This window comes from Microbacterium sp. MDV22-iso44, from assembly GCF_058629135.1.
The window spans coordinates 414027-440670 of sequence record NZ_JBZVWS010000002.1 but is presented as its reverse complement, the minus strand read 5'-3'; the positions used below and the strand labels follow the sequence as shown (position 1 = coordinate 440670).

Here is a 26644-nt window from a genome sequence, read left to right as displayed (position 1 = left end):
CTAGGGGCGACCCCGAGACCGCCACATCGGGGCGGACCCGAGACCTCCTTTCGGGTTATCCCCCAAAGGGCGGATCCGGCGTACGGTGGCGGAATGGTCAGCATCCCCACGGTCTCCCTCAACGACGGCACCGCGTTCCCGCAGCTCGGTCTCGGCACCTACAACCTCCGCGGCGAGGACGGCACGCAGTCGATCGTCACCGCGATCGAGGGTGGCTACCGGTTGCTCGATTCGGCCGTCAACTACGAGAACGAGCGCGAGGTCGGCGAGGCCGTGCGGCGCAGCGGCATCCGGGACGACCTCATCGTCACGACGAAGGTCCCCGGTCGCGATCACGGCTACGACGAGACCCGCCGCAGCGCCGAGGGATCGCTCGAGCGCCTCGGGCTCGAGCGCATCGACCTGTACCTCATCCACTGGCCCAACCCGAGCGTCGACAAGTACGTCGACACCTACCGCGCGATGGTCGATCTGCAGAAGGAGGGGCGCGTCGGATCGGTCGGCGTCTCCAACTTCACCGAGCCGATGCTCGCCCGGATCATCGAGGCGACCGGCGTCGTGCCGGCGGTCAACCAGGTCGAGCTGCACCCGTACTTCCCGCAGGCGCACCTGCGGGCGTTCCACGCCTCGCAGGGCATCCGCACCGAGAGCTGGAGTCCGCTCGCCCGGCGCTCGGAGCTGTTGAGCGAGCAGGTTGTCATCGACATCGCGGCCGCGCACGATGTCACGCCGACGCAGGTCGTCCTCCGCTGGCACGTCCAGCTCGGCAGCACGCCCATTCCGAAGTCCGCCGACCCCGCCCGCCAGGCCGAGAACGCCGACGTGTTCGAGTTCTCGCTGACGGACGAAGAGATCGCCGCGATCTCGGCCCTCGAGCGCGGCCGGCTGTGGGACGGCGACCCCGACACCCACGAGGAGATGTGAGCGCCGCCGCCCCCTCCGGAAGCGGAGCAATCTCTGCCCTGTCCACCGAACGGCCTACAGACGCCGCCTCGCGCCCGGCGCTAGCGTCCACGTGCGGCGTGGTGCTCCGACTAGTCAGTCGGTATGTCTGGGGGAAAAATGAGGATGGCAACAAGCGCACTGTTCGTTATGGGGTCGGTGGCCACGTTGGTGACAAGTCTGCTCTCCTCGCCTCCGGTCGCAGACGACGCCTTGACCGATCTTCCGGCTCAGGTTCCGGCGGCCGCTATAGAGGAGCTTCCCCCAAGCGAGGACCTGGAGGACGCTCCGTCGCTTGTCGAAGGGGAGACTGACGCCCTCGGTGCGAATGGCGGCACGGTGATAGCTCAACTCTGGCCGAGCGAGGACGTGCTCGCGCAGCAAGAGGTAGGAGCTACTTTCAACCTTCTTCCAGTTGCGCGCGCCGATGTCGATCCAGATGGAACGTTCGACTTGAGGGTGAGTCCTGAGGATGTTCCTCTCGAATACGTAGGCGAGGACGGAATTCTCGATGTCGCGGTGATGGCGTGGGATGGCAACACTGTCCTCGAGACGACCACCTCCGTGGCAATCGACGAAGAGACTGAGACCTTCATCGAGCCGCTCGCGGCCAGCGCGTTGGAGGAGGTGCGAGAGGAGCCCGCCGCCACCCGTTCCGCAGAGGAAGAGGCCGAGTTCCTCTCATCCCCTGAGGTCGACATGGCGGATGCAGTGCAAACGGATCAGCTGTCCCTCGACAAGTCGACATTCGACAAGCCTTGGATTGACTGCGAATCGAAGCTGGTCAAGCGTGGAATCTACGAGTCCGCAATCATCGCAGATGGGCTGCCGGGTGGGGCAGGGCAGAAGGCGTCCGCGAAGTTCACCTCGTCTCAAACAGTGACGCTCGGTGTCGCAGTCAGCGCGACGGCCAAGGCCGGAACATGGTTCGCTTCCGGGGATTCGAGCAAGTCGTCGAGCTACAGCCAGACCTGGGAAGCGAGCGAAACCAAGCGGTATTTCCGCGTCGAATCCGAAATGGCTCGGTACACCTCCAAGTGCTACCAGAACAACGGGGGTTCAAGGTCTTACGTTTACACTCAGCACACCATGCGTCCCCTACGGCTGACCGGCGGAACATCCACGCTCCCGACGTCGTACGGGTGGCCATGGACGAAGTGTCGCGACGTGGCGGCGGGTTCTTGGACGCGCGACACCACGGACAGCTACGCCAACTCTGCTGGTGTCTCGCTCGACGCGCCGGTGAGCATCAGCGTGAAAACGGCAAGTCAGTGGTCGCGAACTCACAGTGTGACCTACACCCAGAAGGCCGGATTCCAGCTGTGCGGTAACGACGACATTCCGTCGTTCGCGAGCCGCATCAAAGGCAAGAAGAAGTGATGGTCGTGACCGTATGAGGCGGAGCGTCATTGTGATGTGCTGCGTGATGTTGGCGGCTCTCACAGGATGCGCCGCAGCAGAGGTGCGCCCGAACGAATCTCAGCCGATGAGGGTCGGCCTCGAGGACACGTCCAGTTCTCCAGAACCGAATTGGGTGACTGGCGTCTCGTGGTGGACGAAGAGTGAACCGAGAACCGTGTTCGGGGTCGATGTGTGCATGGTGGACGGTGCCGAGGCGAAGATCATCGCCGTCGAGCCGGTTGAGAAGGTAGGAAGCATCATCGATCTGCCGCCGCTCGTGCTAGCCGCGCCATCGCCAGAGGGCGGCGTGATATCCGCAACTGGATATCCGCCCCTGGCTTCAGACGACGTGACCTTTGTCAATGCCAAGGATGCGCAGTTCACCTATGCGTGCGGCTCACGCGGAAGGGTGCAACAGATCGTCATCGGACTCGAGGCCACCGGGCCTGAGGGTGGTGGGTGGAAGGGAATTTCTATTCGCTATTCCGTGGGTGGTGCAACCCACGAGCTCGTGGTTCCGCTGAACGCGTTGATGTGCGGAACGGACACCGAACCATGCGGACGGCCGTAGCGCTCCTGGCTCTGATGTGCGTGTCTGCTCTTCTAGCAGGGTGTAGTCAGGGTGAAGAAGTGTCAGCCTATGTTCCCGGCCCCACTGTCGACGGCCTTGTCCTTCTCGTACATGAAGGCACCCCTTTGGGCGCTGAGCAATCAGGGGCCGTTTGCAGCGGCAGTCTTGTGGGGCGATCCGTCGTCACCGCTGCGCACTGCGTTGTAGAGAATGTTGAAGTTGCTTTCCCAGACTCGGACTGCCGCGTCGGTCCTTCGGGCCGCGTTCCGTTAGGGGTCCCGCAGATCGCGCCCGGACACGACTTGGCAGTCCTCCCTCTATTGGGCGATCCTCCGAAGCCCCCAACGACTCCCGAACCTGAAACCGATGAGACGCTAAGTGTGCATGGGTGGTCGAGTCAGAACGCTGGTGGAGTCCGAGTCTGCGGCTTACAGGCGGTCCAGGTGAGTTTGATCAGCGCACGCGAATGCGACCGCGGCACGAGCAGTGGGGCGATACTGTGCGCGCGATCGACTGGACGCGATGTTTGCTCGGGAGACTCTGGGGCGCCGCTGATCGACTCGGCCGCGCGCTTGATCGGAGTCGTTTCCTACGGGTTCGGCTGTCGAGTTGAGGGAGTCTCGGCTTACGAACCGGTATGTCCGATGAACGAAAGCCTTACGCTTTTGCGTTGCAGCTACCCGAGCTCCGGTCGTCGCGGATAGAAGAGCTGACTCTTCCGCCGCTCGCTCTGGGGCGCTAACGTTCGAGGCATCGCGGACGGCATCGGGGGATGAGCATGCGGGAACAGTCAGCGGGGGCGTCGGCCGGTGGCCGCTTCAGCGCGATAATGAGACCGGTCGATGCACGCACCGGGGTCGCGCTGGCGTGGACGCTCGCCCCGCTGTCGGTCGTCTCCGCCGGCGCACCCGACCTCGCGGGCGCGGCGTACGTCGTGTGGTTCGCCGTCTTCCTCGGGCTCGCGGTCGCGGGTGCGTTGCATCGGCGCGAGGCTCCGCAACGAGCGCGCCTCGGTCCCGCTCTGATCGTGGCGCCGCCCGTCGTGCTCGGGTATGTGCTCGCCACGGTGTCGCACGGGATCGTGCCCGCAGTAGTCGGGGCCATGCTGTCGACGGCACTCGCCATCGGCTTCGCCGCACGGATGCCGCGCGTCGGGCGCCTATGACGATCCACGCGCGTGCGCTGACCGGATTGGTCATCGTGGCCGGCGCCGTCCTCGCGGGATGTTCCGCGGCGCCCATCGAAAGCGCCACGTCGGTCATCGACTATGCGAGGTATGAATCGGTCGAAGCACTGCGGACCGAGGCAGATCTGATCGTCGAGGTCGTGCTCAGCGCACCGCGGAACGACGTCCTCGTGCCGGAGTACAGCGGCGATGACCCCAGGGGCAACCCTTTCGCCGGCACGGACGAGACGCCGAACCCCGAGGACGGGGCCGTCGCGATCACTGTGTACGAAGCGTCGGTGACCTCAGTCCTCGCGGGTGACGCCGAGGTGGGGACGGTTTTCGATGTCGCGCAGACGGGCGGCACCCTCGACGGCGTCCACTACGCGGTCGCGGACGTCGCCTCTCTGACCGCGGGAGTGCCGACCCTGCTCTTTCTCAAGACCCCTCCCGATTCGCCCGCCTTCATCGTCGGCGAGGATCAGGGGGCCTTCGAGCTCGAGGGCGACACGTACGCGTCGCTCGCGGAGGGTGGGCTGTTGCTCTCGCGGGCCGAGATGGGCGCGCTCGGCTGACCGGATTGGTCACCGTGCGCGTGTCCTCCGCGTGTGGCAGGGTGGCCGCATGGGTGGACTCGTCGGCTGGCATCTGCTGATCCTCCTCGGAGTCGTCGCGATGATCGCGCTGCTCGTCTGGGGGATCTACTGGGTCGTGCGGCTCGCCGCGCGCCACGGAAGTGAGGATGCCGCCGACCGTCGGTCACGCGTGGGCTAGGGTTCAGGCGAGATATCCCCACCAGCCGGCGCGCAGGTCGACGGCCCAGTCCGCGTGGCGGAGCACCGGCATCCCCAGGATGAGCTCGAACGGCGGATCGTCCGGTCGGGTGAGCCCCGCGATGTCGGCGACGGCGGCGATCGATGGAGCGAACCGACGACCTGCGATCGTCACCTCGAGGAGCAAGACGAGGGGAAGCTCGTTCGCGTCACCCGAGGCATCCGTCCCCTCCGCCTCGCCCGCAGGACGGAAGTGTTCCGGATGCCGCGCCACCACACCCCGGTCGATGACGCTCACGCTCGCACCCGAGTCCCAGATGGCGGGCCACGCGCCGCCCGCCCATGCGACATCGACGTAGGGATGCCCTCGCGAGGACTGCACCAGGGCGCGCCGCTCGTCCACGGGCGACTCGGCGTCGAGCTCGAGCAGCGCGGCGTCGAAGCGGAAGTCCAGCCGGTGGCGACGCAGCACATCGAGCCCGAGCAGCGACGGCGCCGCGGGATTCGGTTCGAGGTCGAACACCGGCCGCTCGACCACGAGGTCGCCGATGCGCAGCTCACGCGCGGTGACGCGCTCTCTCGACCCGGCCCGGGAGAAGACCCCGCCGCCGCCCGGGTCCTGCGGTGTCAGCCGCTCGAGCCCGGCCGTGAGCGGACCGTCGACGAGGCCGCTGCGCGCGCCGCCGGTGTCGACGATGAGGCTGTGGATCGTGCCGTCGATCTCGGCCACCACCCGCACCGCGATCGCGTCGGGCAGGTCCGGATCGGCATCCAGGTCGAGCGGGATGACTGTGCTCACGGCATCACCCTAATGAGCGCTCAGAGCGACTGCAGCAGCACCCGCATCCGGCGGAGCACCTCGTCGAGGTGATCGTTCAGAGAGGCGCCTGCGGGCTCGGATGCCCATGCCTCCAGTGCTGCCTGCAGGGCTTCGACGGTGACTCCCGCGATCGCCGCCGCCGTCGCCTCGTCCTCGCCGCGGCGGCGGAAGCCCTCCCTGATGGCGTCCCGCAGATCCGCCTGCTTGCGCAGGTCCCGCTCGCGCAGCGCCGGCTCGGATGCGATCACCTGGCGGGCGAAGCGCATCTCGGCACGCCGGGGCTCGAAGCGCTCGCGCGCCAGCATCCGGAGACCGTCGATCACGACCTGCATCGGCTGCGCGTCCCGCGGCGCCTCGGCGATCATGCGGGTCGCGAGCTGCGGGATCTCGTCGTCGTCGAAGAAGACCTCGCGCTTGTCGCTGAAGTGGCGGAAGAACGTGCGGCGCGTCACGCCGGCCCGGTCGACGATGTCGGGCACGGTGGTCGCCGCGTAGCCGCGCTCCTCGAAGAGCGAGAGCGCCGCCGCTCGCAGTCGTTCCCGGGTGTCCGGTGCCCATCTGGCCATCCGGACAGCATAGTGACGACACCCTGTGTCATGCGAGGTACAGTGATGACACCACGTGACATCACGACCGGAGGAACCGACATGCCCCGACACCACGACGCCGCCGTCCTCGCCGCGCCCCGCGCGCGTCTTTCCGTCGAGCGGATGCCGACGCCCGACCCGGCGGCACGCGAGGTCCTCGTGCGCGTCCACGCCGTCGCGGTCAATCCGGTCGACTGGGTCATCCAGGGCACGGGTTCGGTCACCTACCGGTGGCTGCCGACGCCGGCGGTACTCGGCTCCGACGTCGCCGGCGACGTGGTCGCTATCGGCTCCGAGGTCACGCGGTTCCGCGTCGGTGATCGTGTCTTCGGGCTCGCCACGGGAACGGATCGCGGTCGCGATTCCCGGCGCGAGGGCGCGTTCCAGCAGTACACGACGCTCCTGGAACACCTCACGGCCCCCATCCCGGACGGCATCTCGGACGTGGAGGCCTCCGTCCTTCCCGTCGGCGTCTCCACCGCCGCGTGCGCGCTGTTCCAGCCGCGCCATCTCGGACTGGCGATCCACGACCCCGCCGACGCCCGTCCCCGCGACCGCGGGGTCGTCGTCGTGTGGGGCGGGTCGACGAGCGTCGGCATGAACGCGATCCAGCTCGCCCGCGCGGCCGGATGTGACGTGGTCAGCACGGCGTCGCCGCGCAACGCCGACCTCGTCAGGTCGCTCGGTGCCGACGTCGTCGTCGACCACGGTTCCCCCCGCGCCGTCGACGATCTCGTGGCGGGGATCGGCGGGCGCCCCGTCGTCGGTGCCGTGGCCCTCGGCGAGACGTCGACCGCCGGATGCCTCGAGGTGCTGCGCCGGACGGGCGGTTCGGTTCTCGCGATGGCGAGCATGCCCGTCTCGCTCGCTGAGCTCGCCGGGCGCCGCCGGCTCTTCCCCGCGATGCTGCCCACGTTCGCACGCCTGGGGCTGAGGACGCTTCTGCTGAACGCTCGCGCGCGTCGGGCTGGCATCCGAGCCGCCTTCATCTGGGGGACGAGCCTGCGCGACGACGAGATCGGGCGCCGGCTGTGGGGGCGACTGCTGCCGCAGTGGCTGGCGGACGGCACCGTCCGTCCGCTGCCCGAGCCGGTCGTGGCCGGCGACGGGGTGGGTGCGATACAGGAGGCGCTGGATCGTCAGCGCGCGGGGGTCTCTGCGCGGAAGATCGTCGTGACCCTCTGAACCGGAGCGGATCGCCCGGCGATCACACCGGGATCTCGACGAGGCGGAACCAGCGGCCGGTTGGCTGCAACCGGGCGAGAACGGGAAGGAAGTGCGGATCGCTGACGTGACCGTCGAACTCCACGTCCGCGATCCCACGCTCCGCCAGCACGTCGAGCGAGCGGCGGACGCAGGCTTCGACGAGGTGCTCGCCGTCGGGGGCCGCGGCATCCGTCGTCTCCGCCGTCAGCAGCGGGGTCTCGCCGTCAAGGTAGACGAGGGCGAGCGCGAGGACCCGACCGGTCGCATCCCTCACGACGGAGGATGCCTCGGTGTCGATCTCGTCCCACAGGTCCTCGTTGAGCGCATCGGCGAAGGCGGGTCCGACCGGGCTCCACGACGCATGCGTCCACTCGTAGATCCGGGCGTTCGCCGCCTCGATCACCGTCCGGTCGACCGCGTCGACGGCGATCACAGCCGGATCGGCGCGCAGGGCGGCCCGCGCCGTGGTCGTCGACTCCGCAGGCGGCACGACCTGGATCGTCCGTGCGCCGAGCGCGTCGGCGAAGGCGAGCGCGGGGTCGTCCACGTATCCGCGTGTCATGAGGGGGAGGGGCGCGGCGCGAAGGCCTGTGAGGTGCCGGACGGCGGCGGTGCCGATCCCGCGACGACGGTGCGCGGGGTGCACCACGACGTCCACCCAATAGCGGTCGCCGTGCACGCGGCTCGTCCACATGATCCCGACGGCGACGATCTCGTCGGTCTCCAGGGCCACGGCTCGGGTGTGCTCGCCGCGCCAGAGATCCGGTCGGAGCTCGTGTCGCGCCGTCCACTCGGGGGCCGACGTCAGATCGGTCTCGCGCAGCGGTCTGAACTCCACCGGAGGATCCTTCCGCGCGTCGGGGTCAGAGCTGGGCGCCGTCGTCGTCACGGTCGTAGATGCCCTGATTTCGCCCGCGGCGCGACTCGTAGGCGATGAGCCACCCGATCGAGATCGCCGCCGCCAGGACGAGGCCGACCCATACGTTCTGCAGGATCAACCCGAACACGATTCCGCCGGCGAACAGCAGAACCGTCCCGAGGATCCAGAACCCGCGTCCCCGCTGTCGCTGCACCATGCGGCCAGCCTACGGTTCCCGTCGCCCGGCGCTCGCGCATCGGACCGCAGACGGTTACCGTGACGCGCATGAGGCTCATTCGTCCGGAGCTGGCCGACCACGTCGTCCACGCGAGCGTCGACCGGCCGGGTGCGGAGCGCCCGGTGCTCCTGTGGCATCACGGCTCCCCGCAGACCGGTGCCGTCCTACCGCCCGTGGCCGCAATGGCGGATGCCGCAGGCTTCGACGTCGTCTCCATCGCCCGGCCGGCGTACGGGGGAGCGCCCCGCCTGCCCGGGCGAAGCGTCCGTGACGCGGCCGCACGGGCCGCCGACGTGTTGGACATCCTCGACCTTCGGGACGTCGTGTCGGTGGGAGCCTCCGGGGGCGGACCTCATGCGCTCGGCGTCGCTGCACTCTCACCCGAGCGCGTCGCCGGCGTCGTCACCCTGGCGTCGATCGCCCCGTTCCGCCCCGGCGACGCGTCGTGGTTCTCGGGCATGGCCGATCCGTCCGGTCTTCGATCCGCCACCGCGGGGATCGCGTCGCGCACGGCTCACCTCGAGGTCGAGGAGTTCGATCCGACCAGCTTCGTCGAGGCGGACTACCGCGCGCTCGAAGAGACATGGGCGTCGCTGGGCGAGGACGTCGCGGCATCCGCACAGTGGGGGTCGGACGGATTGGTCGACGATGACGTCGCCTTCACCCGGCCGTGGGGGTTTGCGCTCGCCGATGTCGTCGCTCCGGTGATGGTCGTGCAGGGCGAGCTCGATCGCGTCATCCCGCCGTCGCATGCGACCGCGATCGCCGGCGGCATCCCTCACGCGACGCTGCTGCGGATCCCCGACGTCGGGCACATCGCGGTCCTCGACCATCTGCGCGCCGCACTCGCTGCGCTCCCCCGGATCTGACGGTCAGCGGCCCCGGTGGTCCTCCGGGGCGAGGCGGGGACCGCGTCGCGGCTCGATGACGCCACTGGCCCCGATGAGGCGGATGACACGCTGCCGGTGCCCCTTCCACGGCTCGAGGAGTTCCTGCATCCCGTCGTCGTCGACGCGTGAACCGGTCAGCGCGTAGCCCACCTGATGGGCGACGTGGTAGTCGCCGAAGCTGACCGCGTCGGGGTCGCCGAAGGCGCGGATGCGGGTCTCGGAGCTCGTCCAGACGCCCACGCCCGGCAGGCTCGTGAAGACCCGGTCGCGGTCGTCTCCCGTCGTCGCCGCGGCGGCGGCACGCTCGATCGAGGCGCGGCGGCGTGCGGCATCGACGATCGTGCGCGACTGCGGCGGTTCGAGGCCGGCGCGGTGCCACGACCAGCTCGGGATCATCCGCCAGTCCGCCGGGGGCGCATACATCGGCCGAGGCGTCGGGCCGGGCGCGGCCTCGCCGTAGTGGGTCAGGATCCAGCGCCACGCACCGAAGGCCTGGAGCCCGGTGACCTTCTGCTCGAAGACGCTGCTGACGAGCGCGTCGAAGACGAGGTCGGTCGCCCCGATCCGCAGGTCGGGCCGCCGGTGGTGGGTCGCCGCGATGAGCGGATGCCGAGACGCATCGAAGTCGCCGGGGTCGTCGTCCGCGCCGCACAGCCGCGGCAGCTGGTCGAGTGTCCACGCGGCACCCGGTCCCCAGGCGGCCGCCCGGACCGTTCGCAGACCCGGGCGGATCGCGATCGTCGCGAGCCCCTCGGGAGTACGGGTCGCCCGCCAGATGACGCCGTCCGCCGTGGTCTGCGACGGGTCGTGCGCTCCGCGCTGCTGATACCGGATCGCGCCCGCCACGTCGGTGGGGACCTTCGGGCGGTACTCCGCCTCGAGCGGCTTCAGGTGCGAGGACGGCGACGGATGCGGCATCCGTTCACGCAGTCCCGACCTCATGCCGACACCCTACGTCCGGGCGCCGACAGCGGCCTGATCAGAAGCGGTCGGGCGAGGGGGTGCCGTGGCCGTAGCGGATCACGACGTCGGCGTGCCGGTCGAAGCGGTAGCCGATGCCGCGCACCGTGCGGACGATGTCCTCGTAGCGGCCGAGCTTGGAGCGCAGGCGGCGGACGTGGACGTCGATCGTGCGCTCGCCGGGAGCGTCGTCGCCGTCGGTGTGGCTCCACAGCGATGAGACGAGCTCGGTGCGCTCGATGGTGCGGCCCTCGCGCAGCACGAGGTACTGCAGCAGCTCGAACTCCTTGAAGGTGAGCGACGCGGTCTCGCCGTCGATGTGCACGCGGCGACGGGAGATGTCGATCGTCACGCCACCGGGCACGTGCTCGTCGAGGGGCTCTTCGGGCTTGGTGCGGGCGACGGCGGCGGGCTCGTGCAGGGCGAGTCGCACGACGTCGACGTCGCGGCCACCGGCGCCGACCGGGGCGAGGGCGACCGTCGCGTGGGTCTCGGCAGACGGGGCGAGCTCGGCGATCGTCCGGCGGAGCGCATCGACGATGACCGAGAGGCTGACGCCGTCAGCGGCGGCCTTCAGCTCGTCGAGACCGACGTAGAGGGCGAACCCGCGGGGGGCGGTGCCTGCGGGGAGTCCCTTAGGAGCGGGGCGCTCCGTCACAGGCGGCGTGGCGATGTCCTCGACGGCGCGGAGGTGACGGGGAGCGGCGGGGGCGGAGAGGAGAGCGGAGGTCGACATGGCGATGTCCTTCGAAGGGGGAACCCGGAGCGGGACGCGGGTTCGAGAGTGTTGCGCGGGTGGCCTCGCATAGGCCGATGTGCGAGAAACCGGCATCCGCGTTGTGGGCGGCAAAGCTGGAGTCTCGGGGGTCGGACTCGCCGTGTTCAGAAACGGCGGCGCGACCCGGCGGGGATCACCGTGTCAGCGACACATTCGGCAACACATGACAGCACGCTGCGGCATCATGATGCCGGCAGTTCCGTTCGCCTCCCGGGCGGACAGAGTGCGTGCGAAGTCAGTCATGTGGCCGATTATGACGAACCGCGTCGGGATGTGTCAAACCGCCCGCCCCCGAGGAGCTCCGCATGACGGAATGTGACAGATTGCTCAATCCGTCGGAGATCGTGTGTGGCACCCGGCGATCGGCGTAGCGTGAGCGCATGAGCGAGCTGATCTTCACCGACGAGAAGGATGCCGCGCGGTACAGCCTGCACCGCGGCAAGGATCTCGTCAGCATCCTCGATTACAACGACGACGGCACGACGATCGCGTTGACCCGTGCGTACACGATCCCCACTTTCCGCGGGTCCGGGTACGCGGGAGAGTTGGTGCGGCGGGTGGTGTCGGATCTCGAGCGCCGTGGTGATCGGCGCGTCATCCCCGTCTGCTGGTACGTCGCCGACTGGTTCGACGCGAACCCGGGTCACGAGTCCCTCCTGAAGGAGCGGCGGACGGCCTAGGCCTCACCGGGCTTCGGATCGCGGATCCGCCAGCCCAGGTTCTCGAGTGCTCCCTTGAGCCTGTCGGCTGCGGCCCGGGCGACTGCTGTCGACTCGTCGGAGCAGACGTCGATCGCGAGCGGCGGGGGGTCGGCGAACTTGGGGATCTGGACTTCCGCCCACGCGCCGGGGGAGAGGCTCACGCGCGGATACGCGGTACGCGCGTGCTCGACGACACCGTCGCACGCGAACGCGATCGTCTCCAGAGCGTCGGGCTTCGTGATCGGCAGATCGACGACGAGGGTCACCACGAACGGCCCGCCCGCCGTGTCCCGACCGTGTCCCGACATCCCGCTCCCTCCGCCCCGTCCTCTTCGTTCGTAGTCGCGACCCGGCGACCGGGTCAAGCCCATCGACCGCCCGACGCATCCGGGCGAGCATGGCTAAACGACCACGACGAGGAGACGGCCATGGACAACGACGCAACCGACCGGACGAGCGAAGCGGCCGCCGCCGGTGGATGGGCGGAGGAGGACACCGCCGTCGTCGCCTCCGGTGCCGTCACGAATGAGCAGAAGGAAGCGGCCGACGAGGCCGATCGAGGCCGGGGCGAAGGTGCCCCGATGCCGGAGCCCGCATCCGACCAGTTCGTCGAGAGCGCCGAGATCCAGCAGGGCCTCGACCCCGACGTGCTGACGGATGAGCAGGCGGATCGTCGCGCCGAGTAAGCCCCCTGGTGGACGCGGACACGCGGGCGTACCGTGACGGCCATGTGCCGCAACATCGTTCCGCTCCACAATTTCGAGCCGGCGGCGACGGATGCCGAGTGCCGCGACGCCGCGCTGCAGTTCGTCCGCAAGATCAGCGGGATGAACAAACCGTCGCAGGCGAACACCGAGGCGTTCGACCGCGCCGTCGACGAGATCGCCGCGGCGACGCGACGGCTCCTGGACGACCTCGTGTCGACGGTCCCTCCGAAGGATCGCGATGAAGAGGCGGAGAAGCGCCGTGCCCGCTCCGCGGACCGCTACGAGGCCCTCCGGGAGTTCCAGGACCGGAAGAAGGCGGAGCGCGTCGCCGCATCCTGACATCGCCCTCGTCCGCCGGGCTGCCGGTAACGTGGGACGGTCATGACATCGCCTGTAACAGCCAGCATCCCCCTGTCCTCCTCGCAGCGCTGGCGGGCGTTCTGGGTCTGCGTGTCGGTGGCCGCGTTCACGATCCTCGATCTCAGCAAGGTCAACGTCGGGCTCCCCGCCATCGAGACGTCCCTCGGTGCGACCTCGACCCAGCTGCAGCTCGTCGTCTCGGGGTACATCCTCACCTTCGGCCTCGCACTCGTCCCGTTCGGCCGCCTCGGAGACCAGCGGTCGCGCAAGGCCCTCTTCATCATCGGCCTCAGCCTCTTCACCCTCACGAGCGCCGCGTGCGCACTCGCGCCGAGCATCGAGGTGCTCATGGCGGCCCGACTCGTGCAGGGCATCGCGGCCGGCATCCAGATGCCGCAGGTCATGGGCACGATCCAGCAGCTGTTCACGGGCAAGGAACGCGGCCGTGCATTCGGCCTCTTCGGTGCGACGATCGGCATCGCGACCGCGTTCGGACCCACCCTCGGCGGACTGATGATCGCGATCGGCGGAGAGACCGACGGGTGGCGCGGCATCTTCTGGTTCAACGTGCCCCTCTGCCTGCTCGTGCTCGCCGGCGTCATCTGGCTGCTGCCGCAGACGCGCACCGCGAGCGGAAAGCGCCTGCAGCTCGATCCGGTCGGCATCGTCCTCTTCGCGTTCACGGTCATCTCGTTGATGTGGCCGTTCCTGTTCACGACCGGCTCGCCCGATGACGACCCCAACCGCTGGTGGCTCCTGACCGCATTCGTCCTGTTCGCGACGCTGTTCTTCTGGTGGGAGCGGCGGTACGCGGCATCCGGCCGTCAGCCCCTCATCCCGTTCCGGATGTTCCGCATCCCCTCGTATCGCAACGGCACATTCGTCGTGGTGGCCTACTTCACCGCGATCCCGCCGATGTTCCTGCTGGGGACCCTGTTCCTCCAGATCGGTGTGGGCCTCGAGCCGGTCTTCGCGGGCATGGTCTCGATCGGCTTCGCCGTCGCCAGCGCTTTCTCGTCGTATTACGGCGGACTGCTCGTCAACCGGTTCGGTCGCCAGCTGGTGACCATCGGGCTGCTGACCGTCCTCGTCAGCGTCGTGGCGCTCACGATCGTGGCATACACGATGCCGCCCGAGACCGTCGCCTACGGCATGGCCGCCGCGCTCCTGGTCGCGGGCGCGGGAGGTGGCCTCGTGGTCTCGCCGAACCAGACCCTCACCCTGTCCGAGATCCCGGTCCGCGAAGGCGGACTCGCGGGATCCGTCGGCCAGCTCGGCCAGCGCGTGGGCACCGCCGTCGGCACCGCCATCGGACTGTCCCTGTTCTACGCGACGATCTACCGCGAATCGGATGCCGGCCTCGAATCCCTCGCCGTCTTCCACGACGCGTACGCCTACGGGATGGCGGCGGTCGGGCTCTTCCTGGCGATCGCGACCCTCATCTCGGTCGTCGATCTGATCAACCTGCGTCGTCGAGGAGCGGTGTCTCCCGCCTCCGAGTGACGCCTGCGCGGCACGCCTCGGCGGCGATGTCGGAGCCTCGACCTAGCGTGTGAGCATGCGCATCCTGCACACCTCCGACTGGCACATCGGGCGGACCTTCCACGGTCACTCCACGCTCGATGCGCTCCGAGGTGTGCTGAGCGAACTGACGGCGCAGGTCCGCGAGCACGGCGTCGACGTCGTGATCGTCGCGGGTGACGTGTTCGACTCCGCGACCCCGGCCGCCGCGTCGTACACGCTCCTGTCCGACGTCCTCCGCGGCATCGCCGACGCGGGTGCACGGGTCATCGTCACGAGCGGCAACCACGACTCCGCGGCGCGGCTCGGGTTCCAGGCAGGGCTGCTGCGCGACGGCATCCACGTCCTGACCGATCCGGATGCCGTCGGTACCCCGCTCACGATCGAGGACGCCGACGGGCCGGTGCGGTTCTACGGCATCCCGTACCTCGAGCCGGCGCTCCTGCGTCACCGGTGGGAGGGGGTGCGGACCCAGGCCGCCGTCCTCGGGCGGGCGATGGACCTCGTCCGCGCCGACCTCGCCGAACGGGGCGGGCGGTCGGTGGCGATCGCGCACTGCTTCGCCGCGGGCGTCGAGCCGACGCCTCAGCTCGAGCGCGACATCCAGCAGGGCGGTCTCGATGTCGTGCCGCTGTCGGCCTTCGACGGTGTCGACTACATGGCGCTCGGGCACATCCACGGGCGGCAGCGTCTGTCCGAGAGTGTCCGCTACGCCGGCGCGCCTCTGCACTACAGCTTCGGCGAGGGCGACAAGCCCCGCGGCTCCTGGCTCATCGACCTGGATGCCGACGGCCTCGCCGGCGTCGAGTGGCTCGACCTGCCGGTTCCCCGTCGCCTCGTGACGCTCCGCGGTCCGTTCGCCGAGATCCTGGCCGACGAGGCGCTCGCCGCGCATGCGGAGGCATGGGTGTGCGTCGAGTACACCGACGATCTGCCCGAGGCCGACCCGCTCCGTCGGCTGCAGCAGCGGTTCCCCTTCTGCGCGAAGGTCGTGCACGCGCCTGCCAAGGTCCGCACCGGCGACACGGCGACCTACGTCGACCGCGTCCGCGCGGCGCGCTCCGACCGCGAGTTGGTCGAGGCCTTCCTCGAGCACGTGCGCGAGGGGCAGGGGGCGACCGAGCGCGAGGCCGGGCTCATCGACGAGGTGCTCGACGAGCGCGTGCGCCAGGAGGCGATGGCGTGAAGCTGCACCGCCTCGAACTCACCGGGTTCGGGCCGTTCCGCGAGCGTCAGGTCGTCGACTTCGACGCGTTCGACGACGACGGTCTCTTCCTGATCTCGGGGCGCACGGGCGCCGGCAAATCCAGCATCCTGGACGGCGTCAGCTTCGCCCTCTACGGCTCGGTACCGCGCTACGAGGGCGGCGACCGGCGTCTCCGCAGCGACCACAGCTTCCTCACCGACCCGACCGAGGTGCGCCTCGAGTTCACGGTCGGGGGCACCCGCTGGCGCGTGACGCGCGCGCCCGAATACGAGCGGCCCGCCAAACGCGGCGGCGGTCTGACCCTCGAACCGGCGCGCGCCGAGCTCGAGGAGTGGGTCGACGACCGGTGGGTCGGACGTGCCGCAAAGCAGCGCGAGGTCGGGATCGCCCTCGACGAGGTGCTCGGGCTCAGCGCGCAGCAGTTCCAGCAGGTCATCCTGCTCGCGCAGAACAAGTTCTCCCGGTTCCTGCTCGCGGCCAACGCTGAACGCCAGCAGCTGCTTCGCACCCTCTTCGGGACCAAGCGCTTCGAGGCGTACAAAGACGCTCTCGACGAGCGACGGCGCGACGCGCAGAAGCGGCTCGACGAGACCGGCGCCCGGGTGCGCACACTCCTCGAGGTCGCCGAGCGCGAGGTCGCGGCCCACGACCTCCACGGGACCGATAAGGGCGACGCGCCCCTCGAATCCGACGTCCTCGGACGTAAGGACGCCGTCGAGCGCGCACTCGCCCGAGCCGAGTACCGGGTCGACGCCCGCGGTAACGAACGAGCGGTCGCGACGTCCCGGGCCGAGGCGGCGGCCGCGGAGCATCGGCGGCTCGTCCAGATCGCGGAGCGTCTTGCCGACCTTGAGAAGGCGCGCACGGATCTCTCCGCGCGCGAGTCCGAGTCCGCCGAGATCGACGCCCTTCGGGGGCGCCTCGACCGGGCACGCGCTGCGGAGGCGCTGCGCGCTCCCGTCGAGAACGCGACGCGTGCGGCGGGAGTGCTGGCTGCGGCGCAGACGGATCGTCGTGCCGCAGAGGACGCCTGGAACGCCGCGGGCGGTTCGCCGGACGACGACCTCGCCGCGACGGTCGACGATCTCACGAGCCGCATCGCCCGCGCCCAGGCTGCCGCCGAGGCGGAGCGGGATGCCGCGGCCCTCGGTGACGCGCAGCAGCGTCGCCGCGACGAGCTGGCCGGCTTCGATGAGGCACTCCGCGAGCTGGATGCCGCGCTCTCGGCCGTTCCCGAGCGCAGGCAGCGCGCGGCGAAACAGCTCGCAGAAGCCCGCGCCATCGCGGGGCGGCACGATGACCTCGCCGCCTCGCGCATCGATCTCGCCGCGCGACTCGACGCCGCCCGGTCGCTCGAGCGGCTGACTCCCCGCGCGGCCGACGCCGACGCCGCGTACGTCGACGCCAACGCGGCCTCCGCCGCGGCATCAGCTCGCGTCGGAGAATTGCTCCGCCGCCGCCTGCGCGGGTACGCGGGCGAGCTCGCGGCATCCCTCGTCGACGGTGAACCGTGCGCGGTCTGCGGCTCGACGGCGCACCCCCGCCCGGCCGTGCACGACAGCGAACCGGTCACCGACGACGACCTCGCGGCCGCCGAGAAGGCGCGGGACGACGCCGCAGCGGCGGAGAAGGATGCCGCGACGGCGGCCGCCGCAGCGCGAGAAGCCGTCACGACGGCCGCGGCCACGGCAGGCGGTCATGGGGCCGACGACCTGGCTGCCGCCCTGGCCGACCTCGACGACGAGCTCGCGGCCGCTGCGGCGGCGCGTTCGCGCGTCGACGAAGTGACGCGCGACGCCGAGCAGATCGACGCGCTCGAGGCCGACGCCGTCCGCGAAACCGCGGCTCTTCGAGAGCGCGCGGGCGCTCTGCGCGAAGAGCTCGCGACGGTCGAGGGCACGCTCCAGACCGCGCGGCGAGCGGTCGAGGCGGCGCGCGGCGATCACGAGAGCGTCGCCGCGCGCATCGCCGCCGATGAGGAGCTCCGCCGTCTCGCTGCGCGTCTGCTCGAAGCCCGTCGTGACGAGCAGACCCGTCGAGAGGCGGCGGACGCCGCCGCGGGCGACCGCGACGCGCGCATCGCCGACACGGTGTTCGAGACCCTCGACGACGTCGTCGCGGCGTTGCTGCCGGCCCACGAGACGAGCCGACTCGCGCATCGGGTCGAGGAGCACGCCGCCGCCCTCACCGCCGCGCGGGCGCGCGCTCTCGAACTCGAACTCGAGACCGCCGACGCACACGTCGAGCCCGAAGCCCTGGCCGCCGCGGCACGCGCAGCGGCCGAGGCGGACGAGGCCCGCTCCGCCGCGATCACCGCCGAGGCCGACTCCGTCAACGTCGCGACGGGCCTGCGTGACCTGGTCGAGCGCATCGACGCCGCCGCGGGCGCCGTTGCGAGCCAGGCCGAGGATGCCGCCGCGATCACGCGTCTCGCCGACACCGTCGCGGGCAGGGCTCCCAACACGATGAAGATGGACCTCGAGACCTTCGTCCTCGCGGCCGAGCTCGAGGAGATCGTCGCCGCCGCGAACCTGCGCCTGGCCGAGATGTCGTCGGGCCGGTACACCCTGCGTCACTCCGATGCGAAGCAGGCTCGGGGCGCGGCATCCGGTCTGTCCATCGAGGTCCTCGACGCGCACACGGGACGGCTCCGCTCGCCGCAGTCGCTCTCGGGCGGCGAGACCTTCCTGGCCTCGCTCGCGCTCGCCCTGGGACTCGCCGAAGTGGTCACGTCGCGTGCCGGCGGCATTCGGCTCGACACGCTGTTCATCGACGAGGGCTTCGGCTCGCTCGACCCCGAGACACTCGAGCTCGCGATGCGGACTCTTGACGAGCTGCGTGCCGGCGGCCGTATCGTGGGCGTCATCAGCCACGTCGAGGCGATGAAGGAGCAGATCCCCGCCCAGCTCGTCGTCGAGGCGACCCCCGAAGGCCCCAGCATCGTCCGGCAGGACGTCGTGGCGCAGCCCTTAGGCTGAAGGCATGAGAAAAGGCACGATCTGGACCATCCTCGGCGTCGTCGTCGCGGTGATCATCGCGTGGATCGTCGTCGACATCGCACTCAAGGCGATCTTCCTCGTCGGCAAGCTCCTGCTCGTCGCCGTCGTGGCACTGATCGTCTTCTTCGTGCTGCGTTCGCTGTTCAGCCGCCGGGACGCCTGAGCCCTCTCGCGGACGTCAGACGCCGTACAGCTCGCTGATGCGCTCGCGCAGCTGACCGCTGCAGATCGCGACGGCGTCACGCCAGTCGGTGATCGCATCGTCCTGCGCGCTGTCAGAGACCGCCTTCAGGATGCGGATCGGCACACCGAACTGCTGGGCCACCCAGATGTAGGCGTATGCCTCCATGTCGACGAGTGTTCCGCCGAGGGCGCGGATCGCCTCGACCGTGTCGGCGTCGTCGACGAAGTGGTCGCCCGTCGCGATCGTCGTCCCCTCGCGGCCGGCGATCGACACCGTCGGCGGCAGCGAGACGTGTTGACCTGCGACACCGTCGACGTCCGACACGTCGTGCTGCAGGGCGGTGGTCACCTCGTGCACACCCACCGTCTCGGCATCCACCGATCCGGCGGTGCCGACGACCACGATCTCGTCGTAGCTCGCGCGGTCCAGCGCTCGCGTCAGGGCGTACGTGGCCTGCAGCTTGCCGGGCCCGGTGACGAGCCGGTCGAAGCCGGGGAGCTCCTCGGGGAAGGCGACGAGTTCGGAATCCAGAGCGGCGACGAGGAGCTTCACCGAACCATCATCCCACCGTGGATCAGGACGCTTCGCCGGGGAAGGCCGCATCGAGCTCCGCGAGCCACGCCGTCGCGTTGCCGTCGGACGGTGCCCGCCAGTCGCCGCGCGGCGAGAGTGAGCCGGCGGGCGACACCTTCGGCGCGTTCGGGACGGCGCTGCGTTTGAACTGCGCGAACCCGAAGTAGCGCTTCAGGAAGACCCGCATCCACCGCACGATGGTCGCGCGGTCGTAGGCGAACCGCTCGTCGGCGGGGAAGCCCGGAGGCCACGCTCCGGTCTCCGCGTCCGACCAGGCGTGCTCGGCGAGGAAGACGATCTTCGACGGGCGGAAGCCGTAGCGGAGCACGTGGAAGAGCGTGAAGTCGTGCAGGGCGTACGGCCCGATCGTGCTCTCGGTCGACTGGACTTTGCCGTCCTGACCGGCCGGTACGAGCTCGGGGCTGATCTCGGTGTCGAGGACGGCCTGGAGCACCTCCTTCGCACGGTCGGTCAGGGTCGCGCCCGACTCGTCGCTGTGCGCGATCACCCAGCGGATGAGGTGCTGGATGAGGGTCTTGGGCACGCCCGCGTTGACGCCGTAGTGGGCCATGTGGTCGCCGACGCCGTAGGTCGCCCAGCCGAGGGCGAGCTCCGACAGGTCCGACGTGCCGATGACCACGCCGCCGCGCTGGTTGGCGAGGCGGAACAGGAAGTCGGTGCGGGCGCCGGCCTGCACGTTCTCGAACGTCACGTCGTAGACGGGCTCGCCCTTCGCGAACGGATGCCCGAGCCCGGCCAGCAGCTCGGTCGCCATCGGACGGATGTCGATCGTCTCGATCGTCGCGCCGATCGCCTCGGCGAGGGCGATCGCGTTCGACTTCGTGTGCTCGCCGGTCGCGAAGCCCGGCATCGTGAAGGCCAGGATGTCGCTGCGCGGTCGCCCCATACGGTCCATGGCGCGCGCGACGACGAGGAGGGCGTGCGTCGAGTCGAGCCCGCCCGAGACGCCGATCACGGGCTTCGGCTGCCCGATCGCGCGGAGGCGCTGCTCGAGACCTGACACCTGGATGTTGAAGGCCTCGTAGCAGTCGAGGTCGAGGCGGGCGGGGTCGTCCGGCACGAAGGGGAACCGGTCGAGCGGGCGGCGGAGCCCCGAGACGGATGCCGCGGGCCCGACCGTGAAGGGGATGCGATTCGACCAGGTGGATTCGCTGCGGGCGTTGTCCTCGAAGGTGCCCTGACGCAGGCGATCCTGGCGGAGGCGATCGAGGTCGATGTCGGCGATCGCGTGCCGCGGTCCGTCGGGGAAGCGCTCGGTCTCGGCGAGGAGCGTGCCGTTCTCGTAGATCAGCGTCTGCCCGTCCCACGAGACGTCGTTCGTCGACTCGCCCTGGCCGGCGGCGGCGTACACGTAGGCGGCGAGGCAGCGGAAGGACTGCGACTGCGCGAGGACACGGCGGTCCTCGGCGCGGGCGATCGTGATCGGGCTGCCCGAGAGGTTCAGGAGGACGGTCGCGCCGGCGAGGGCCGCGTGCGAGGACGGCGGCACCGGCACCCAGAAGTCCTCGCAGATCTCGGCGTGGACGACGAGTCCGGGGACGTCGGTCGCCTCGAAGAGCAGGTCGGTACCGACCGGCACCTCGTCGCCCGCAAGCGTCACGGTGTCGGGTGCGCCGTCGCCGCGTGCATACCAGCGGGATTCGTAGAACTCGCGGTAGGTGGGCAGGTGCGACTTGGGCGCGACGCCGAGCACGCGCCCGCGGTGGATGACGACGGCGCAGTTGTAGAGCCGGTTCTGGATGCGCAGCGGTGCGCCGACGACGAGGAGGGGGGAGAGGTCGACGGATGCCGCGACGAGCGTCTCGATGGCCGTGAGGACGGCGTCGAGCACGACGTCCTGCATGACGAGGTCCTCGATCGCGTACCCCGAGAGGCCGAGTTCGGGGAAGACGGCGACGGCCACACCCTCGTCGTGGCAGGCGCGGGCGCTGGTCAGGACCGCCTCGGCGTTGGTCGCCGGATCGGCGATCGCGACCGGCACCGTGCACGCGGCGACGCGCGCGAAACCGTGCCGGTAGGGGTTCTCGAACGGGAGGTCCTGGGTCACGGCTCCAGTCTGTCAGGTGCCCGCCCGCGTGCGGCAGCCTGTGCTTTCATCGTCAGGTGCCCACCCGTGCCGTCGGATACCCGCCGCTCCCGCCGCCGTATCCGCTCCCGAAGGACTGGCGGGTCGGCACGCCCACCCGCATCCGTCCGTGGACGGTCGTGATCTACAGCCTGGTCGTGCTCGGGAGCGCTGCGGCGCTCGCGTTCGCGGTGCTCGGCGGGAACGTCGGTGCCGCGACGTGGTGGGTGCTCGTCTTCGCGGGCGCGACGCTCGGGTTCGGCGTCCACTTCGAGCGCGCCGGCGGTGAACGGGGCATGCCGGAACTCCTCAACGCCGTCGCCCTGACGCGAGCGGAGAAGCGCCCTCCCGACTCGTGGGTGCACTTCTTCCGCGAGCGCGGTGCCGGGTCGTGGGTGAGCGCGTGGTTCACCGTGGCGGGCGTCGTGTCGACCGCGGCGTTCGTCTGGGCGATCGTCCGGTCCGTGACGACGGATGCCGCCCTCGCCCTCATCTGGCTCATCCCGCTGCTCCTGGGGGCTCTCGTGGTCCTCCTGGCGGGCAGCATCGCGATCGTCTCGACGTGGCGCGCGGCATCCTTCGGTCGGCTGCCTATCGGCGTCGGGATCGGACCGTCGGGCGTGACCCGCTACTACCTCGATGACACGGACGACATCGACTGGGCCCGCATCGCGCGCGTCGCCCCGACGGTGTCGGCCGTCGACGAGACGACGGGGGACTTCACCCCGTCCGTCGAACTCCGAGCCGCCGACGACGAGATCCTGCTCGACCTGAACATCAGCGGCTTCCGCGCCCACGCGTGGCTCATCTACGCCTCTATCCGGTTCTGGGCGGAGCATCCCGAGATGCGCCACGAGCTCGGGACGACGTTCGCGCAGCAGCGCATGGACGGGTGGCGTCGCGGCATGCTCGGGAAGAGTGTCGGCGACCGCGGATAGTGTCGATTCCCGAGAGGGGATCATGCGATACATCGAAGACGACGGCCGGATCGTCTGGAGCGCGAGCGACCTGAAAGCCGCGGCCGAGTGCGAATTCGCCTGGCTGCGGGCGATCGACGCGAAGCTCGGCCGGATCGCGGCGGTCGACGATCCGGAGGACCTCACCCTCGAACGCGCGGGCCGCCTCGGCACCCAGCACGAGCGGCGGGTGTACGAGGCCTACCGCGTCGCGCACCCGGGGGCGGTCGTCGAGATCCCCGAGACGAGATCGTCGGATGCCGCGGGCCTGGCGGCGGCGGTCGCGGCGACCGATGCGGCGCTCGCCGATCCCGCCGTCCACGTCGTCTACCAGGCGGCGTTCTCGACCGAGGAGTTCGTCGGCTTCGCCGACTTCCTCGTCCGCGGCGACGACGGCCGCTGGATCGTGCAGGACACCAAGCTCGCCCGCCACGCGCGGGTCACGGCCCTCATGCAGCTGGCGGCATACGTGGATCAGCTCGACCGACTCGGTGTGCCCCGCGCCGACGAGGTGCAGCTGCTCCTCGGCGACGGCACGACCTCGACGCACGCCGTCCGCGACCTCATGCCGGTCTTCTCACTGCGACGCGAGCGCCTCCGCGCGCTCATCGCCGACCGGGACCTCGCCGCCGGTGCGGCAGGCGAGCCCATCCCGTGGGGCGATGACCGCGGCGAGCTCCGGGTCGTCGCGTGCGGACGGTGCGCGACGTGCGATCTCGAGGTCGTCTCCCACCGCGACCTGTTGCTGGTAGCCGGCATGCGTCCCGTCCAACGCGACCGCCTCCGCGCGGCGGGCATCACGACGATCGACGACCTCGCGGCATCCCGCGAAGCTCCTCCTCGGATGTCGTGGGACACGTTCTCGGGGCTCCGGACCCAGGCGCGCCTGCAGCTCGAGAGCCCCGCCGGCGGCGTCGACGACGCCCCCGCCGGGACGGCGCCCGCGACCCCGACGTTCGACGTCGTCTTCCCCAAGGCGCTGGGAGCACTGCCGCGACCCGACCACGGCGACCTGTTCTTCGACTTCGAGGGCGACCCGCTCTACACCGAGGGCGCCGCCGTGCAGTGGGGGATCGATTACCTGTTCGGCTGGGTCGACGAGACCGAGCAGTACTCCGCGCTGTGGGCCCACTCGTTCGCCGACGAGAAGCGCGCGCTCGAGGACTTCCTCGAGTTCGTCGCCGTCCGTCGCCGTGCCCACCCGGGCCTGCACATCTACCACTACGCACCGTACGAGCCGACGCACCTGCTCGCCATGGCGGCACGGCACGGCGTGGGCGAAGCGGCCGTCGATCGGCTGCTCCGCGACGGCGTGTTCGTCGACCTCTACCCGATCGTCCGGCGTGCCCTGCGCGTCGGCTCGCGGTCGTACTCCATCAAGAAGCTCGAACCGCTCTACATGGGCGACGAGGTGCGCACGAGCGACGTGCAGCGCGGGGACGACTCGATCGTCCGCTACGTCGAGGCCCGCGGATTGCAGGATGCCGGCGATGACGAGGCCGCCCGCACGATCCTCGACGACCTCGCCGACTACAACCGCTACGACTGCGTGTCGACGCGTCGACTGCGCGACTGGCTCGTGGAGCGGGCCCGCGAGGCGAACCTCGTGCCCTCGCGGGAGCCCGACGCCGGCGAAGCCGTCTACGAGCCCTCGCCGCGCGCGGATGCGCTCGCCCGGTTCGCCGCCGACGCCGAGGACGAGTCGGTCGCGCAGGCGCTCCGACTCGGGGCGGCGGCGATCGACTACTACCCGCGCGAGGCGAAGACCTTCTGGGCGACGCATTTCCTCCGCCTCCGCGAGCCGGTGTCGGTCTGGGAGGACACCCGCGACGTCGTGGTCGTCGATCGCGACCGCTGCCGGGTGCTCACCGACTGGCACCGTCCGGAAGGGCTGACCGCCGTCCGCCGTGTCGTCGAAATCCGGGGCGAGTTCGCCCCCGGCACGCGGGTGACCGTGGGGCAGAGCCCGTACGCCGTCTACGAGCTGCCGGCGCCGTTCCCCATCGAGACGAGCCCGCGGTGGATCCACGCGGCGCGGTCCATCTCCGTCGTCGACGTCCTCGACGACGGTGTCGTGATCGAGGAGAACGCCTATCAGGGGTTCACCTGGCAGGAGTTGCCCGTCGCGCTCACGCCGCCCGCGCCACCGCGAGCAGGCAGCCAGCAGGCCGCCATCGACGAGTGGGCCGACGCCGTGCTGGCCGCGGCGCCGGCATTGCCGACCGATCCCGCGACCGACCTGCTGCTCCGCCGCCCGCCGCGCCGTGAGACCCCGTTGCCGCGCACCGGCGACGACGTCGCCGACATCTCCGCGGCGCTCGCTGAGGCGACCGACGGCTACCTCGCCGTGCAGGGCCCTCCGGGGACGGGCAAGACCTACGTCGGGTCGCACGTCGTGGCGCGCCTCGTTCGCGAGCGCGGCTTCCGCGTCGGCGTCGTCGCGCAGTCGCACAACGTGGTGGAGCACATGCTCGACCGGATCGTCGAGGCGGGGGTGGATGCCGCGCAGGTCGCCAAGGCGCCCAAGGGGCCCGCCACCGGGCAGGAACGCTTCACCGTCATCGCCAAGAACCAGCTCGCCGCCTACATCGACTCCCAGCCTGCGGGGTTCGTCGTGGGCGGCACGGCATGGGACCTCACCCACACCGGACGGGTCGGGCGCCGCTCGCTCGATCTGCTCGTCATCGACGAGGCGGGTCAGTTCTCGCTCGCCTCGACCATCGCGGTCTCGGCCGCCGCGAAGCGGCTGCTGCTCCTCGGCGACCCGCAGCAACTGCCTCAGGTCAGCCAGGGCACCCACCCCGAGCCCGTCGACACGTCGGCACTCGCGTGGGTGATGGACGACCATGCGGTCATCCCGGCAGATCGCGGCTACTTCCTCGCCCGCACGCGACGGATGCGGCCGGAGGTCGCCGAACCCGTGTCGCAGCTCGCCTACGAGGGTCGGCTCGAGGCCCACCCCGACACGGCACTCCGGCGGCTCGAGGGCGTGCCCGCGGGTGTGATCCCCGTGCCGATCGCCCACACGCGCAACGCGACGCAGTCACCTGAGGAGGCGGAGGAGGTCGTCCGGATCGTCCGCGACCTCAGCGGCACCCCCTGGTCCGACGGCGACGCCACCCGTCCCCTCGCGCCCGAGGATGTCATCGTCGTCACGCCCTACAACGCGCAGCAGGTGCTCGTCGAAGAGGCGCTCGTCGCGGCAGGGTTCCCCGGCGTGCGCGTCGGGACGGTGGACCGGTTCCAGGGGCAGGAGGCGGCCGTCGTCGTCGTCTCGCTCGCGGCGTCGTCGGGTCGCGATGCGCCACGCGGGCTCGAGTTCCTACTGCTGCAGAACCGCATCAACGTCGCCGTCTCGCGTGCGATGCACACGGCCTATGTCGTCTACAGCACGGGCTTGCTCGACGACCTGCCGCGCACGCCCGACGGGGTCGCGCGTCTCAGCGCGTTCGCCCGGCTGGTCGGGACGGCATCAGCCGAGGGGGCGGTGCCGCCCCGGACCGAGCTGTCTCAGACGGTGCCGCCTCAGACCGTCCCGTAGAGACGGTCGCCCGCGTCGCCGAGGCCGGGGACGATGTAGCCCTTCTCGTTGAGGCGCTCGTCCATCGCGCCCAGCACGAGGGTCACATCGCGGTCGCCGACCTGCTTCTCGATGGCGGCGACGCCTTCGGGAGCGGCGAGGATGCAGACCGCCGTGACGTCCTGCGCGCCGCGCGCGAAGAGGAAGTCGATCGCGGCACCGAGCGAGCCGCCGGTGGCGAGCATCGGGTCGAGGACGAAGCACTGCCGATCGCTCAGGTCGTCGGGAAGCCGTTCGGCGTACGTGTACGGCTCGAAGGTCTCCTCGTTGCGAGCCATGCCGAGGAAGCCGACCTCGGCCGTCGGCAGCAGCGTCGTCATGCCCTCGAGCATGCCGAGACCGGCGCGGAGGATCGGGACGACCAGCGGGCGGGGCTCGCTGATCTTGAGTCCGGTCGTGCGGGTGACCGGGGTGTCGATCTCGATCTCCTCGACGCGGACGCCGCGGGTCGCCTCGTACGCGAGGAGCGTGATGAGCTCCTCCGTCAACTGGCGGAAGACCGGTGAGGTGGTGCGCTTGTCGCGCAGCACCGTGAGCTTGTGGGTGATGAGGGGGTGGTCGGCGACGTGCACACGCATGA

General features: G+C 70.3%; 28 protein-coding genes. 18 read left to right on the top strand and 10 right to left on the bottom strand.

All coding sequences use genetic code 11. The annotated features are described in order from the left end of the window. Nucleotides 1-93: 93 nt before the first annotated feature. The 7 genes from AC4NN1_RS08915 (at nt 94) to AC4NN1_RS08885 (ending at nt 4853) form a co-directional block, all read left to right on the top strand. The gene (locus AC4NN1_RS08915) at nt 94-924 is read left to right on the top strand and encodes an aldo/keto reductase (RefSeq protein ID WP_491955067.1); all 831 of its coding nucleotides are present in this window, start codon (nt 94-96) and stop codon (nt 922-924) included. Between the two features lie 144 nt (nt 925-1068). Continuing rightward, nucleotides 1069-2322: a hypothetical protein gene (locus AC4NN1_RS08910; RefSeq protein WP_491955066.1), complete on the top strand. Its 1254-nt coding sequence runs from the start codon at nt 1069-1071 to the stop codon at nt 2320-2322. Nucleotides 2323-2476: 154 nt separating this feature from the next. Next, entirely contained in the window at nt 2477-2914 is a 438-nt protein-coding gene (locus AC4NN1_RS08905) for a hypothetical protein (RefSeq protein ID WP_491955065.1), read from the top strand. Beyond that, complete coding sequence (locus tag AC4NN1_RS08900) at nt 2899-3618, top strand: S1 family peptidase (protein ID WP_491955064.1); 720 nt, start codon at nt 2899-2901, stop codon at nt 3616-3618. The genes AC4NN1_RS08905 and AC4NN1_RS08900 overlap by 16 nt, the downstream gene beginning before the upstream one ends. Nucleotides 3619-3743: 125 nt before the next feature. Next, entirely contained in the window at nt 3744-4079 is a 336-nt protein-coding gene (locus AC4NN1_RS08895) for a hypothetical protein (RefSeq protein WP_491955063.1), read from the top strand. Beyond that, the gene (locus AC4NN1_RS08890; RefSeq protein ID WP_491955062.1) at nt 4076-4654 is read left to right on the top strand and encodes a hypothetical protein; all 579 of its coding nucleotides are present in this window, start codon (nt 4076-4078) and stop codon (nt 4652-4654) included. Before AC4NN1_RS08895 ends, AC4NN1_RS08890 begins: the two co-directional genes overlap by 4 nt. A gap of 49 nt (nt 4655-4703) precedes the next feature. Next, complete coding sequence (locus AC4NN1_RS08885) at nt 4704-4853, top strand: hypothetical protein (protein WP_491955061.1); 150 nt, start codon at nt 4704-4706, stop codon at nt 4851-4853. 3 nt (nt 4854-4856) lie between these two features. Here AC4NN1_RS08885 and AC4NN1_RS08880 read toward each other — a convergent pair whose 3' ends face one another. Further along, on the bottom strand, nt 4857-5651 hold the full coding sequence (locus AC4NN1_RS08880) for an aspartyl protease family protein (RefSeq protein WP_491955060.1): 795 nt from the start codon (nt 5649-5651) through the stop codon (nt 4857-4859). A gap of 20 nt (nt 5652-5671) precedes the next feature. Next, entirely contained in the window at nt 5672-6238 is a 567-nt protein-coding gene (locus AC4NN1_RS08875) for a TetR family transcriptional regulator (RefSeq protein ID WP_491955059.1), read from the bottom strand. An 81-nt stretch (nt 6239-6319) separates the two neighbouring features. Here AC4NN1_RS08875 and AC4NN1_RS08870 point away from each other — a divergent pair, with 81 nt between their 5' ends. Then, nucleotides 6320-7444: a zinc-binding alcohol dehydrogenase family protein gene (locus tag AC4NN1_RS08870; protein WP_491955058.1), complete on the top strand. Its 1125-nt coding sequence runs from the start codon at nt 6320-6322 to the stop codon at nt 7442-7444. Nucleotides 7445-7466: 22 nt separating this feature from the next. Here the strand turns inward: AC4NN1_RS08870 and AC4NN1_RS08865 are convergent, their stop codons facing one another. Next, entirely contained in the window at nt 7467-8303 is an 837-nt protein-coding gene (locus AC4NN1_RS08865) for a GNAT family N-acetyltransferase (protein ID WP_491955057.1), read from the bottom strand. A 25-nt stretch (nt 8304-8328) separates the two neighbouring features. Further along, nucleotides 8329-8541 carry a hypothetical protein gene (locus tag AC4NN1_RS08860; protein ID WP_091351737.1) on the bottom strand — a complete coding sequence of 71 codons (213 nt, stop codon included), beginning with the start codon at nt 8539-8541 and terminating at the stop codon, nt 8329-8331. A gap of 68 nt (nt 8542-8609) precedes the next feature. On the opposite strand from AC4NN1_RS08860, the gene AC4NN1_RS08855 reads away from it, so the two are divergent. Then, complete coding sequence (locus tag AC4NN1_RS08855) at nt 8610-9431, top strand: alpha/beta fold hydrolase (protein ID WP_491955056.1); 822 nt, start codon at nt 8610-8612, stop codon at nt 9429-9431. 3 nt (nt 9432-9434) lie between these two features. Here AC4NN1_RS08855 and AC4NN1_RS08850 read toward each other — a convergent pair whose 3' ends face one another. Both AC4NN1_RS08850 and AC4NN1_RS08845 read right to left on the bottom strand, forming a co-directional pair. Continuing rightward, a complete protein-coding gene (locus AC4NN1_RS08850) occupies nt 9435-10370 on the bottom strand; it encodes a DNA-3-methyladenine glycosylase family protein (RefSeq protein ID WP_491955212.1) in 936 nt (311 codons plus the stop codon). Nucleotides 10371-10431: 61 nt separating this feature from the next. Further along, nucleotides 10432-11148, bottom strand: coding sequence for a winged helix-turn-helix domain-containing protein (locus AC4NN1_RS08845; protein WP_018186821.1), 717 nt, complete (start codon nt 11146-11148; stop codon nt 10432-10434). A 422-nt stretch (nt 11149-11570) separates the two neighbouring features. Here AC4NN1_RS08845 and AC4NN1_RS08840 point away from each other — a divergent pair, with 422 nt between their 5' ends. Next, nucleotides 11571-11870 (top strand): GNAT family N-acetyltransferase, encoded by a 300-nt coding sequence (locus AC4NN1_RS08840; protein WP_018186822.1) that lies wholly within the window; start codon nt 11571-11573, stop codon nt 11868-11870. On the opposite strand, the gene AC4NN1_RS08835 is transcribed toward AC4NN1_RS08840, so the two are convergent. Beyond that, nucleotides 11867-12199: a hypothetical protein gene (locus AC4NN1_RS08835; RefSeq protein WP_018186823.1), complete on the bottom strand. Its 333-nt coding sequence runs from the start codon at nt 12197-12199 to the stop codon at nt 11867-11869. The two genes, AC4NN1_RS08840 and AC4NN1_RS08835, sit on opposite strands and share 4 nt — an antisense overlap. Before the next feature lie 120 nt (nt 12200-12319). On the opposite strand from AC4NN1_RS08835, the gene AC4NN1_RS08830 reads away from it, so the two are divergent. The 6 genes from AC4NN1_RS08830 to AC4NN1_RS08805 are packed head-to-tail and all read left to right on the top strand — an operon-like array spanning nt 12320 to nt 18848. After that, nucleotides 12320-12577, top strand: a complete 258-nt coding sequence (locus AC4NN1_RS08830; protein WP_116228164.1) for a hypothetical protein — start codon at nt 12320-12322, stop codon at nt 12575-12577. A gap of 42 nt (nt 12578-12619) precedes the next feature. Further along, nucleotides 12620-12937, top strand: coding sequence for a DUF2277 domain-containing protein (locus AC4NN1_RS08825; protein WP_116228165.1), 318 nt, complete (start codon nt 12620-12622; stop codon nt 12935-12937). A 42-nt stretch (nt 12938-12979) separates the two neighbouring features. Continuing rightward, nucleotides 12980-14461, top strand: a complete 1482-nt coding sequence (locus AC4NN1_RS08820) for an MFS transporter (protein WP_491955055.1) — start codon at nt 12980-12982, stop codon at nt 14459-14461. A gap of 55 nt (nt 14462-14516) precedes the next feature. Then, nucleotides 14517-15665 carry an exonuclease SbcCD subunit D gene (locus tag AC4NN1_RS08815; protein ID WP_491955054.1) on the top strand — a complete coding sequence of 383 codons (1149 nt, stop codon included), beginning with the start codon at nt 14517-14519 and terminating at the stop codon, nt 15663-15665. Then, on the top strand, nt 15662-18664 hold the full coding sequence (locus AC4NN1_RS08810) for an AAA family ATPase (protein WP_491955053.1): 3003 nt from the start codon (nt 15662-15664) through the stop codon (nt 18662-18664). Before AC4NN1_RS08815 ends, AC4NN1_RS08810 begins: the two co-directional genes overlap by 4 nt. A gap of 4 nt (nt 18665-18668) precedes the next feature. Further along, a complete protein-coding gene (locus tag AC4NN1_RS08805) occupies nt 18669-18848 on the top strand; it encodes a hypothetical protein (protein WP_018186829.1) in 180 nt (59 codons plus the stop codon). 15 nt (nt 18849-18863) lie between these two features. On the opposite strand, the gene AC4NN1_RS08800 is transcribed toward AC4NN1_RS08805, so the two are convergent. Then, nucleotides 18864-19421: a nucleosidase gene (locus AC4NN1_RS08800; protein WP_018186830.1), complete on the bottom strand. Its 558-nt coding sequence runs from the start codon at nt 19419-19421 to the stop codon at nt 18864-18866. Between the two features lie 22 nt (nt 19422-19443). Beyond that, nucleotides 19444-21510, bottom strand: a complete 2067-nt coding sequence (locus tag AC4NN1_RS08795; protein ID WP_491955052.1) for an NAD(+) synthase — start codon at nt 21508-21510, stop codon at nt 19444-19446. A gap of 56 nt (nt 21511-21566) precedes the next feature. On the opposite strand from AC4NN1_RS08795, the gene AC4NN1_RS08790 reads away from it, so the two are divergent. After that, nucleotides 21567-22466, top strand: a complete 900-nt coding sequence (locus tag AC4NN1_RS08790; protein ID WP_491955051.1) for a hypothetical protein — start codon at nt 21567-21569, stop codon at nt 22464-22466. Between the two features lie 22 nt (nt 22467-22488). Further along, the gene (locus AC4NN1_RS08785) at nt 22489-26025 is read left to right on the top strand and encodes a TM0106 family RecB-like putative nuclease (protein WP_491955050.1); all 3537 of its coding nucleotides are present in this window, start codon (nt 22489-22491) and stop codon (nt 26023-26025) included. Here AC4NN1_RS08785 and upp read toward each other — a convergent pair. Beyond that, the gene (upp, locus tag AC4NN1_RS08780) at nt 26010-26642 is read right to left on the bottom strand and encodes a uracil phosphoribosyltransferase (protein ID WP_018186834.1); all 633 of its coding nucleotides are present in this window, start codon (nt 26640-26642) and stop codon (nt 26010-26012) included. The two genes, AC4NN1_RS08785 and upp, sit on opposite strands and share 16 nt — an antisense overlap. Between the last annotated feature and the right edge of the window lie 2 nt (nt 26643-26644).

Bases quoted from the DNA above. Each gene is read 5' to 3' on its own strand.
- AC4NN1_RS08860 (WP_091351737.1), bottom strand. From the start codon at position 8,541: ATGGTGCAGCGACAGCGGGGACGCGGGTTCTGGATCCTCGGGACGGTT.
- AC4NN1_RS08870 (WP_491955058.1), top strand. From the start codon at position 6,320: ATGCCCCGACACCACGACGCCGCCGTCCTCGCCGCGCCCCGCGCGCGT.
- AC4NN1_RS08845 (WP_018186821.1), bottom strand. From the start codon at position 11,148: ATGTCGACCTCCGCTCTCCTCTCCGCCCCCGCCGCTCCCCGTCACCTC.
- AC4NN1_RS08900 (WP_491955064.1), top strand. From the start codon at position 2,899: ATGCGGACGGCCGTAGCGCTCCTGGCTCTGATGTGCGTGTCTGCTCTT.
- AC4NN1_RS08885 (WP_491955061.1), top strand. From the start codon at position 4,704: ATGGGTGGACTCGTCGGCTGGCATCTGCTGATCCTCCTCGGAGTCGTC.
- AC4NN1_RS08855 (WP_491955056.1), top strand. From the start codon at position 8,610: ATGAGGCTCATTCGTCCGGAGCTGGCCGACCACGTCGTCCACGCGAGC.
- AC4NN1_RS08895 (WP_491955063.1), top strand. From the start codon at position 3,744: ATGAGACCGGTCGATGCACGCACCGGGGTCGCGCTGGCGTGGACGCTC.
- AC4NN1_RS08825 (WP_116228165.1), top strand. From the start codon at position 12,620: ATGTGCCGCAACATCGTTCCGCTCCACAATTTCGAGCCGGCGGCGACG.
- AC4NN1_RS08820 (WP_491955055.1), top strand. From the start codon at position 12,980: ATGACATCGCCTGTAACAGCCAGCATCCCCCTGTCCTCCTCGCAGCGC.
- AC4NN1_RS08840 (WP_018186822.1), top strand. From the start codon at position 11,571: ATGAGCGAGCTGATCTTCACCGACGAGAAGGATGCCGCGCGGTACAGC.
- AC4NN1_RS08850 (WP_491955212.1), bottom strand. From the start codon at position 10,370: ATGCCGCATCCGTCGCCGTCCTCGCACCTGAAGCCGCTCGAGGCGGAG.
- AC4NN1_RS08785 (WP_491955050.1), top strand. From the start codon at position 22,489: ATGCGATACATCGAAGACGACGGCCGGATCGTCTGGAGCGCGAGCGAC.
- AC4NN1_RS08915 (WP_491955067.1), top strand. From the start codon at position 94: ATGGTCAGCATCCCCACGGTCTCCCTCAACGACGGCACCGCGTTCCCG.
- upp (WP_018186834.1), bottom strand. From the start codon at position 26,642: ATGCGTGTGCACGTCGCCGACCACCCCCTCATCACCCACAAGCTCACG.
- AC4NN1_RS08890 (WP_491955062.1), top strand. From the start codon at position 4,076: ATGACGATCCACGCGCGTGCGCTGACCGGATTGGTCATCGTGGCCGGC.
- AC4NN1_RS08815 (WP_491955054.1), top strand. From the start codon at position 14,517: ATGCGCATCCTGCACACCTCCGACTGGCACATCGGGCGGACCTTCCAC.
- AC4NN1_RS08875 (WP_491955059.1), bottom strand. From the start codon at position 6,238: ATGGCCAGATGGGCACCGGACACCCGGGAACGACTGCGAGCGGCGGCG.
- AC4NN1_RS08910 (WP_491955066.1), top strand. From the start codon at position 1,069: ATGGCAACAAGCGCACTGTTCGTTATGGGGTCGGTGGCCACGTTGGTG.
- AC4NN1_RS08805 (WP_018186829.1), top strand. From the start codon at position 18,669: ATGAGAAAAGGCACGATCTGGACCATCCTCGGCGTCGTCGTCGCGGTG.
- AC4NN1_RS08835 (WP_018186823.1), bottom strand. From the start codon at position 12,199: ATGTCGGGACACGGTCGGGACACGGCGGGCGGGCCGTTCGTGGTGACC.
- AC4NN1_RS08830 (WP_116228164.1), top strand. From the start codon at position 12,320: ATGGACAACGACGCAACCGACCGGACGAGCGAAGCGGCCGCCGCCGGT.